At 41.1% G+C, this 9,783-nt stretch carries 9 protein-coding genes; 5 read left to right on the top strand and 4 right to left on the bottom strand.

Features of this window, described 5'->3' with window-relative positions; genetic code table 11:
- Positions 1 to 168: 168 nt before the first annotated feature.
- Genes AC13CC_RS04335 through AC13CC_RS04320 form a run of 4 tightly spaced genes read right to left on the bottom strand, consistent with a single transcriptional unit; the run spans position 169 to position 5,276 of the window.
- Positions 169 to 1,995, bottom strand: coding sequence for an ABC transporter ATP-binding protein (locus AC13CC_RS04335; protein ID WP_326279711.1), 1,827 nt, complete (start codon positions 1,993 to 1,995; stop codon positions 169 to 171).
- Between the two features lie 4 nt (positions 1,996 to 1,999).
- Complete coding sequence (locus tag AC13CC_RS04330) at positions 2,000 to 3,706, bottom strand: phospho-sugar mutase (RefSeq protein ID WP_326279712.1); 1,707 nt, start codon at positions 3,704 to 3,706, stop codon at positions 2,000 to 2,002.
- A 58-nt stretch (positions 3,707 to 3,764) separates the two neighbouring features.
- Positions 3,765 to 4,712 (bottom strand): glycosyltransferase family 2 protein, encoded by a 948-nt coding sequence (locus AC13CC_RS04325; RefSeq protein ID WP_326279714.1) that lies wholly within the window; start codon positions 4,710 to 4,712, stop codon positions 3,765 to 3,767.
- A gap of 42 nt (positions 4,713 to 4,754) precedes the next feature.
- Positions 4,755 to 5,276 (bottom strand): DUF4199 domain-containing protein, encoded by a 522-nt coding sequence (locus AC13CC_RS04320; protein WP_326279716.1) that lies wholly within the window; start codon positions 5,274 to 5,276, stop codon positions 4,755 to 4,757.
- 159 nt (positions 5,277 to 5,435) lie between these two features.
- On the opposite strand from AC13CC_RS04320, the gene AC13CC_RS04315 reads away from it, so the two are divergent.
- From AC13CC_RS04315 to AC13CC_RS04295, 5 genes are all read left to right on the top strand, one after another.
- Positions 5,436 to 5,705: a type B 50S ribosomal protein L31 gene (locus tag AC13CC_RS04315; protein ID WP_163627426.1), complete on the top strand. Its 270-nt coding sequence runs from the start codon at positions 5,436 to 5,438 to the stop codon at positions 5,703 to 5,705.
- 127 nt (positions 5,706 to 5,832) lie between these two features.
- A complete protein-coding gene (locus AC13CC_RS04310) occupies positions 5,833 to 7,008 on the top strand; it encodes a GlmU family protein (protein WP_326279718.1) in 1,176 nt (391 codons plus the stop codon).
- 316 nt (positions 7,009 to 7,324) lie between these two features.
- On the top strand, positions 7,325 to 7,912 hold the full coding sequence (locus AC13CC_RS04305; RefSeq protein WP_326279720.1) for a hypothetical protein: 588 nt from the start codon (positions 7,325 to 7,327) through the stop codon (positions 7,910 to 7,912).
- A gap of 37 nt (positions 7,913 to 7,949) precedes the next feature.
- On the top strand, positions 7,950 to 9,011 hold the full coding sequence (locus AC13CC_RS04300; protein WP_326279722.1) for a sensor histidine kinase: 1,062 nt from the start codon (positions 7,950 to 7,952) through the stop codon (positions 9,009 to 9,011).
- Positions 9,008 to 9,733: a LytR/AlgR family response regulator transcription factor gene (locus AC13CC_RS04295; RefSeq protein ID WP_482878240.1), complete on the top strand. Its 726-nt coding sequence runs from the start codon at positions 9,008 to 9,010 to the stop codon at positions 9,731 to 9,733. The genes AC13CC_RS04300 and AC13CC_RS04295 overlap by 4 nt, the downstream gene beginning before the upstream one ends.
- Positions 9,734 to 9,783 lie beyond the last annotated feature (50 nt).

Genomic DNA, 9,783 nt, shown 5'->3' with positions numbered 1-9,783 from the left:
AATCCTTGAAAACGGACGCATCTTCGTTCAAAAGCATCAAGAGCACAACATATAAATGAAAAATGCCACTAAAACCAATATGGTTCAGTGGCATTTAGTTTAATGTTCATGAAAAAACAGGCTTACTCCTGAATGTCCCTATCTCAAAATAACTGTGCTGGTGATGGATTAAGAGGTGAACGACTGCATCTCCACCAATTTCTTGTAGCTTTTGGCGGATTTCATCAATTCTTCATGGGTACCTTGTTCCACAATTTCCCCTTTGCTCATCACCACAATGGTATCTGCGTTTTGTATGGTGGACAGTCGATGTGCAATTACAATGGAAGTGCGGTTCAGCATCATTTTTTCCAAGGCGTCCTGTACCAATCGCTCACTTTCAGTATCCAAGGCGGAGGTTGCCTCGTCCAATATCATGATGGGTGGATTTTTCAGCACGGCTCTTGCAATGGACAAGCGTTGTTTTTGACCGCCACTCAGTTTATTTCCGCTATCTCCAATATTGGTATCGTAGCCATGAGGGAGCTCCATAATAAAATCGTGGGCATTGGCGACCTTTGCAGCGGCGATAATCTCGTCCATCGTGGCATTTTCCTTGCCTAGGGCAATGTTGTTCTTTACGGAATCGTTGAAGAGAATGGAGTCCTGCGTTACCAACCCCATGAGTCCGCGCAACGACTTTTTGGTAATGTGTTTGATGTTGGTGCCGTCAATCAATATATCTCCTTTATTTACATCGTAAAAACGAGTGACCAAATTGGCCACGGTGCTTTTTCCACTGCCGGATTGCCCTACCAAGGCAACAGTTTTCCCTTTATCAACCTTTAGGTTGAAATTTTTAAGGATATAATCGTCTTCATATTTGAAACTGACTTCTTTCAATTCAATACCTGAATTAAAATCCGTTTTATCTTCAGCTCCATCAATATCGGTGATGGGGTTTTGGGATTCGAGTATTTCCAAAACACGCTCGGCAGCGGAATTTCCTTTTTTAACGGCATAGGAAGCCTTGCTAATGGCTTTTGCAGGCGTTAATATATTAAATGCCAACCCCATATAGGATATAAAAGAGGCGGCGTCCAAGGTTCCTTCCAAGAGTACCATCCGTCCGCCAAACCAAAGCAGTACGCCAAAAACGACAATTCCAAGGAACTCGCTGGTCGGCGATGAGAGGTTTTGACGGTTCAACAAGGAGTTTGAAAACCTGAAAAAGCGTGAAGTTGAGGTTTTAAATATATGATAGAATTTAGATTCCGCGTTAAATGCTTTGATTACGCGAAGTCCCCCCAAGGTTTCTTCAACTATGGAGAGAAATTCACCTTGTTCCTTTTGTACCCTGTCCGATTTTTTCTTTAATGATTTCCCAATCCGGGATATAATCATTCCAGCAATGGGAATAAAAATAAAAACGAAAATGGTCAGCTTTACACTAATGATGAACATTACAATGATCGTAAACAGGATGGTCAAGGGCTCGCGCACGATCAACTCCAAAATGGATAGAAAGGAATGCTGAATTTCCAATACATCGGAAGTGATCCTGGCAATAACATCGCCTTTCTTTTTCTCGGAGAAGTAGGAGATGGGCAAATCCACGATTTTCCGGTACATTTTGTTACGGATGTCTTTGAGTACTCCATTACGCAAAAAGGTAATAAAATACATGGCCAAGTAATTGAAGATGTTCTTGAATAGGAATAAGAACAAAATGAGACCCACAGCCAAAAGCAGCCCTTTCATAGGGTCCTCTCCGGAGAATTGGGTCACCTGATAATTCATGTAACCTTCAAAATAATCCTTGAGCTTGCCGATACCTTCAAATTTTGGTGGATCGCTCATTTGCTTGGTTTTATCAAAAAGTACATTAAGCATTGGAATGAGTGCAGCATAGGACAATGCACTGAACAATGCATAGAGAATATTGAAGAAAATATTCAGAACACCATATTTGCGGTATGGTCTCGCAAATTGGAGAATCTTTTTAAAGTAGTTCATTCACTTATAAATTCAGCTCAGAAATGATACCTTCAATTTTGGTATCCAACTGCGAATTTACGGATTTATAATCCGCTGCCTTGTCCAATTTTCCATTTGTACTGATGTAGAACTTTACTTTGGGTTCGGTTCCACTAGGTCGCGCGGCAATTCGGGTGCCATCCTCCGTCTCGTAAATGAGTACATTGGATTTTGGCAAATGAAGCGTAAATTCCTCACCTGTCTGTACATTTTTTACAATGGAGGTATTGTAATCTTCAATGTAGAGCAGCTTTGAACCTTGAACCGTATTTACTGGATTTTCTTTAAAATCCTTCAGCATTTGTTTGATTTCTTCTGCTCCGCTCATTCCTTTTTTGGTGATGGAGATGAGTTTTTCCTTGTAGAAGCCAAACTCCACGTAGGCATCGATCAAATCTTTATAAAAAGAGCTTCCATTGGCTTTGGCGTTGGCGGCGATTTCGCAGGCCAATAGGGTAGCGGTTACTGCATCTTTGTCTCGTACAAAGTCCCCAACCATATATCCAAAACTTTCCTCGCCACCACCTATAAATCGGGAGTTGGGAAAATCCTTTATCATTTTGCCGATCCATTTAAAGCCAGTCAACGCTGTTTTAAATTCCACACCGTACGATTTTGCCATTTGCTGCATCATGGGGGTGGAAACAATGGTGGTAGCGATAAATTCGTTACCCTTGAATCCTTCTTCCTTGTATTGGTCCAAAAGGAACTTGGTCATGAGCACCATGGTCTGGTTTCCGTTCAGCAGTTCTATTTTACCATCCAAGTTGCGTACTGCGATTCCCAAACGGTCGCTATCGGGGTCGGTACCCACAACCATGTCCGCACCAATCTCTTCGGCTTTTTTTATGGCCATGGACAATGCTTCTGGTTCTTCAGGGTTTGGAGATTTTACAGTTGGGAAATCCCCATCCGGTTTTGCTTGCTCCTCAATTATAGTAACGTTTTTGTAGCCTGCTCGTTTCAATACTTCTGGAATGGCGGTAATGGAGGTTCCGTGCAAGGAAGTGAACACGATTTTGAAATTGTCCTTCCCCTTGGCGTCAAAACTTCCATTTTTTACAGATGCATCAAAAAAGGCTTCGTCCACATCTTCATCAATTAAATGTATCAGACTTTCATCCTTATCAAATTTGATGTCCTCAAAAGATAGAGAGTTGATCTCAGCTATAATTTCGCCATCCTGTGGAGGCACAATCTGTCCGCCATCGGCCCAATATACTTTGTATCCATTGTATTCCGGTGGGTTGTGGGAGGCGGTAAGTACAATTCCTGCATGGCATCCGATATGCTTCACGGCAAAGGAAAGCTCGGGGGTTGTCCTTAATTCGGAAAAGAGGTGTACCCTAATACCATTGGCCGAAAAAACCTCTGCCACGGTTTTGGCCAAAGATTTAGAATTGTGCCTGCAATCGTAAGCGATTACGACCCTAAGATCATTGTCCGTATATGTTTTTTTAAGATAATTGCTTAGACCTTGGGTATTTTTCCCCAAGGTGTACCTGTTAATTCTATTAGTGCCAACACCCATTACACCGCGCATGCCCCCAGTTCCAAATTCTAAATCCTTATAAAAGCGTTCCTTGAGTTCGTCAGGGTCGTTTTCCATAAGGTGTTTGATTTCTTTTTTTGTGTCATTGTCAAAAAAATCGGTCAACCAAGTTCGCGCTATATCGGTAATGGAATCCATGGTATTTATAGTTGTTTAGAGGTTTAAAAATACAAAGTTTAACGGGTTTTGGAATGGTCTAGAGGTTAATTTTGTCGGAGATGTTGTATCGGGTATCGTTTTTTCTGGACCGTACCATAATCTCTCCAATAAAACCCGCTAAAAATAATTGTGTGCCAATGATCATGGCGGTCAGCGCCATATAAAATTGTGGTCTTTGGGTAATTAGACGACCTGCTGGGTTAAGGAATAGTTTGTCAACACCCAAATAAAGTGAAAATCCAAAGCCTACAATAAACATGAGTACCCCCCAAGCCCCAAATAGGTGCATGGGCCTACGACCAAATTTGGAAACGAACCAAATAGTAATCAAATCCAAAAACCCATTTATAAAACGTTCCGCTCCAAACTTGGTGGAACCATATTTTCTGGCTTGGTGCTGCACTACTTTTTCCGTAATATCGGCAAAGCCGGCATTTTTGGCCAAAACAGGAATGTACCGATGCATTTCACCGGAAACTTCGATGGTTTTTATGACTTTTTGGTTGAAGGCTTTGAGCCCACAATTAAAATCGTGCAATTTTACGCCAGAAGTTTTCCGTGCTGCCCAATTGAACAGTTTGGAGGGAATGTTCTTGGTAATAACGGAATCGTATCGTTTCTTTTTCCAGCCCGATACTACATGATGCCCTTCTTGGGTGACCATTCGGTACATTTCAGGGATTTCTTCCGGATTGTCCTGAAGGTCGGCATCCATGGTGACCACAACGTCTCCCACGGCAGCTTTGAAACCCGCGTGCAGGGCCTGTGATTTGCCAAAATTTTTTAGAAAACGAATGGCTTTTGTATTTGGGTCAGTTTTGGAAAGCTCCAAAATGGTTTCCCAAGAGCCGTCGGTACTGCCATCATCAATAAAGATGATTTCATAAGAAAAATGATTGGATTGCATCACTTGTACAATCCAATCATGTAGTTCTTTTAACGATTCTTGTTCGTTAAGTAAAGGAATTACAATGGAAATCTGCATTGTTCGATTCTGGAATTCCTTTCAAAAGTAGTATTTTTTGTTTTAGTATTCCGCTTTGGACTTTTTCAAGATCAGTCCCGTAATAAGGCCCAATATCAGACCGAGTACACAATTTATAATTAAACCAATGGGATATTGTAGCCAGGAGAGGCTTTTTTGCATTTCCACACCCTGTTCCCATTGCTCCTCTGTCATGCTTGGGTTTTGTTCCATGGCTTTTGGTTTGGCCATTTCTATGGCTTTGTCCATAAAATCGGGCTCAATAAAATTGGTAAGTACAAATTGATAGGCCAAAGAAATTACAGCACCGATCAAAGCGGCGCCCACAGCAACTTTTAAAGCTTCCGAAATGGTTAAATACCCACCGTTCGCCTTTTTAAAGGCGTTGATCGCCAAAAACACAACGGCAGCCATTATTACGATGGAAATCACGATAATTGCCGTATTTCTTTCGTAGTGCATTTTTTGGGTGTAGAGCATAACGCCGAACACCACGGATATTACACCTAACAATAATCCGTAGTTAAGTGCAAATTTCCCTGTTTTGGGTTGTTGTTCTTCCATGATTTTAAAATTAGTGTTGATTACAAAAGGTTAGTGCCAGATTGCTTAGATTTGTTACAGATAAATTTACTTTTAATTTTTTAGGGCTTTTAAGTTGGAGAAATAAAAGAAATCATTAAATTTGCACCCTGAAAATTCTGAGATTAAGCATTTAAGACGATGAGAAAAGGTATACACCCAGAAAACTATAGATTGGTTGCTTTTAAAGACATGTCCAACGACGATGTGTTTATTACAAAGTCCACTGCTGAAGCGAAAGAGACCATCACTGTTGATGGTGTTGAATACCCTTTGGTAAAATTGGAAATTTCAAGAACTTCCCACCCATACTACACCGGTAAAACCAAATTGGTCGATACCGCTGGTAGAATTGACAAGTTCAAGAACAAGTACAAAAAATTCAAGAAAGAAGAGAAGGAGACCGAGTAGGCCGCACTTTTTAACGAAATATATAGACGCTCTCGATGGTTTTCGAGGGCGTTTTTTATTTTTACGGTATGTAACCTGTTTGGGAATTTCAATCACAACTTCCTAAATAGACCTTCAAAGCTGCGCTATGAACTATATCCTTTCCGACGGTAACCACCGCGAAGACCTTTTTCCTTTTACGTTCACGAGGCCTGTATCCGGGATTCGGGTGGGTATCTTAACGATTAGTGAAAAATGGGAGAAATGGCTGAAAACTTCTGTGAGCTTTCAAACTGCGGATTACCTTTCTGAAAAGTTTCCGTTATCCGTTGCGGCTAAAAATACCGTGATTAATGGTAGTTATTTGCCTAATCGAGCTTTGGTGGAAGCCATCCGCACTTTAAAGATGGGTGAAGCTTTGATTGGGGACGATAGCTATATCGCTTATGTAACAGAAAACCCAGAAACGGGTTTTGAGGAATCGGCATACACAGCCATTCCTTTTGATGGCGAGGTATTGACCATAAAGCATACCTGGGACATCTTTTCCAAAAACGGGGAGGCACTACAGGTCGATTTTGACCTACTGACCAAAGGTAGAACCAGCCAGCCCATACCCGATACCAACCAAGTTAGGAGCCCAGAGAACATTTTTATCGAAGAAGGAGCTACGGTGGAGTTCTGTATTTTGAATGCCTCCACAGGTCCTATTTATATTGGTAAAAACGCCTTGATGATGGAAGGCTGTATGGTACGAGGTGGATTGGCCCTTTGCGAAAGCGCCATTTTAAAGATGGGCGCCAAGATTTACGGTGCCGTTACCGCTGGACCGGGCTGCAAATTGGGTGGGGAAGTGAATAATGCGGTATTGTTTGCCAATTCCAACAAAGGGCACGATGGTTTTCTTGGAAACTCCGTGTTAGGGGAGTGGTGCAATATTGGGGCGGACACCAATACATCCAACTTAAAAAACAATTATGCTCCCGTTCGCCTGTGGAACTACAAAACCGAAGGTTTTGCCAAAACAGGACTGCAATTTTGCGGGTTGATGATGGGCGACCATAGCAAATGTGGCATCAATGTAATGTTTAACACGGGAACCGTGGTGGGAGTGAGTGCCAATATTTTTGGCTGTGGTTTCCCCAGAAACTTTATTCCCAGTTTTAGTTGGGGCGGCCCAGCAGGTTACACCTCTTTTAGGACCAATAAGGCTTTTGAAGTGGCAGAAGCCATGATGAAACGCCGTAACATGGAATTCAACGACACCGAAGCCAAGATACTGGAACACGTTTTTGAGTTTACCCAAAAGTGGCGGAACTACTAAATCTATTCAATTTTCCCTAGTAACTCCCAACCATTGGCTTTGTCGATAACCATACAATGTAGGGTATTAAAGTTTTTTTGAGCTGTAGGGGAAGTTTGTTGGCACCCAAGCCTAAATGACCTTGAAACTGGTTGTTTTTGGATTGGAACGCATTGTTTCCGTAGATAATTGCCGCTATTTTTTACGCCCAACTCAAATTTCATGCGTTTATGTACTTTTTCTTCTTGGGGATGGATGTTTTTGATTGCTTTGTACCAGTGATTCATCATAGTTATGATCACAACCATAATTATTCATCAATCAAAAAACAATAACAATGACAAGAAAAGTAATATTCCACTTCGCACTGCTACTGATCTTCAGTAATTGTGCATCCACAAAAACCAACCAACCAACTTTAAATGATTATACCGTTGGAGAAAAATGGACTTGGAAATGGGAACGTGCAGTGGAAGGAGAGATTCGTGCACAAGGGGAAGACATTCAGGAAGTAGTGGACTACAATGGAACTATGGGGCTCTGGAATGGGGTTGATACCGTTCAAATTTCGAAAACCACAAATCATAAGAAGAGCAGCACCCCGTTTCGTAATTGGCCTTTGCAGGTTGGAAAAAAATGGAAATACGAATCAGAATGGGAAAATGATGAAGGTACTACGGGAAAAACCATTCAAGATGCTGAAATTGTTTCATTTGAAGAGTTAAATGTGGTCGCCGGAACATTCAAGGCGTATAAAATAGAATACAAAGGAATTGTAACAAATTCTAGAGGTTTTAAAGGGGAAATGACGGATATTTGGTGGTATTCCCCAGATTTAAAAACATATATCAAGCATGTTAATGAGGATGGGTATGGGGTATATGTAAATGAGTTGACCAGTTATTCAAATCCCGAGTTGCAATAACCAAGCAAAACAAGAGGTCCTAAAAATGAATGGTTCAATGCAGAACAAAACGACAAAAACAAGACTATCCCTCTATTGGAAATGCCAATTTATTGGCTGGGGCCTTGTTTCCCTCTTGTGGCTTTACATTGCTTTGGTACGGGATCGGTTTACCATTACTCAAGCTTTAATCAATTATATATTGGATGTTGCCATTTGTATTGGCCTGACCCATGCTTATAGGAGCATAGCTTTAAAAGCTAATTGGAACCAGTTGGGGATAAAGGGATTGATTAAGAAGGTTATTCCCTCTATTTTGGTGTTGGCCGTACTGTTCATGCTGATAATGAATCTAAAAACATCGGCTTACATTTATTTGATAAATGATAGCAATACATTTCTGGAGAATTTGTCGGTTTGGAATCCGGTTCTGATTACCGGATTGAGACATATGGCTATTTGGGTATTGGCCTACCATGCCTATCACTTCTATATTAAAGAGGTACATACGGCTAAAACAAACGCCCAACTTTCGGTAATTGCAAAGCAAAGTCAGTTGGACAATCTAGCTGCACAGTTGAATCCACATTTTTTGTTCAATTCCTTAAATTCCATCAAAGCCTTGGTTTTTGAAAACCCGAAAAGTGCACGAAGGGCCATAGATTTATTGTCCGACCTATTGCGTTCATCATTGTATGAAAAAGAGCATACCACCACATCCATTGCAGAAGAAATGGCGTTGGTAAAGGATTATGTGGAGTTGGAAAAACTTCGATTTGAGGAACGCCTAAATATTACCTTTGATATTGACCACACGCTTGAAAACGTTAAAATCCCGCCATTAAGTATTCAACTTTTGGTAGAAAATGCCATTAAGCACGGTATTGATAAACAATTGGATGGGGGCACTGTAGATATTTCGGTTCAAAAGAAGAACGACCATGTAATGATTAGCGTTAAAAATCCTGGAAATCTTTCCAAAGGAAAGCATAAGGGGCTAGGCCTGAAAAATCTTAATGAACGCCTTTTATTGCAATATGAGGGAAGGGCGGAGTTTAAGGTTGAAACCCCTTCGGAAAACAGGGTGGTTGCCACATTAATGATTCCAATTGAAAAATGATGAGTACGTATACAACTTTGATCATAGATGATGAGCGCTTGGCCCGAGAAGAGGTCCGGAGAGCCCTTGAAAGCTATCCAGAATTTGAAATTGTGGGTGAAGCCAACAATGTGGAAGTTGCTATTGGATTAATAGAAGAAGAGCATCCAGACATCATCTTTTTGGACATTCATATGCCGGAGAAATCGGGGTTTGATTTATTGGAGGAGTTGGGAGCCGTTCCCGAAGTAGTGTTTACAACGGCCTATGATCAATACGCTGTCCAAGCTTTTGAAGTAAATGCCTTGGATTATTTGGTGAAACCCCTAAGGGAAGAACGCTTTGCCAAAACCATAGAAAAGGTAAAGCTGGAACTGCAAAAGAAGGAAGAAGCGCAAAAAGCACCCTTGGCAAGCCATCAAAAAATATTTATCAAGGATGGCGAAAAGGTATATTTTATTGCTTTGGCCGAGATAAGTTTAATCGAATCCTTGGAAAATTATGCACGCTTGTATTTTGGCAATAAAAAAGCCATGATCAAGCGTTCCCTGAACCAATTGGAAGAAAAATTGGACCCAAATACGTTTTTTCGGGTCAACCGAAGTCAAATCATCAATACGGAATACATCAAGGAAATCCACCCGTATTTCAACAACAAACTGCAGTTGGTATTGACCACAGGGGAAAAGATAGATCTCTCGAGCAGGCAATCGGTTAAGTTCAAAAAACGGAACAGTTTGTAGCGGTTTCACAAGCAATCAAATCAAAATAACGAACAGCAAAAACATATTGC

Source organism: Flagellimonas sp. L-11, assembly GCF_056857735.1.
This window is presented reverse-complemented; position numbering and strand designations above follow the sequence as displayed.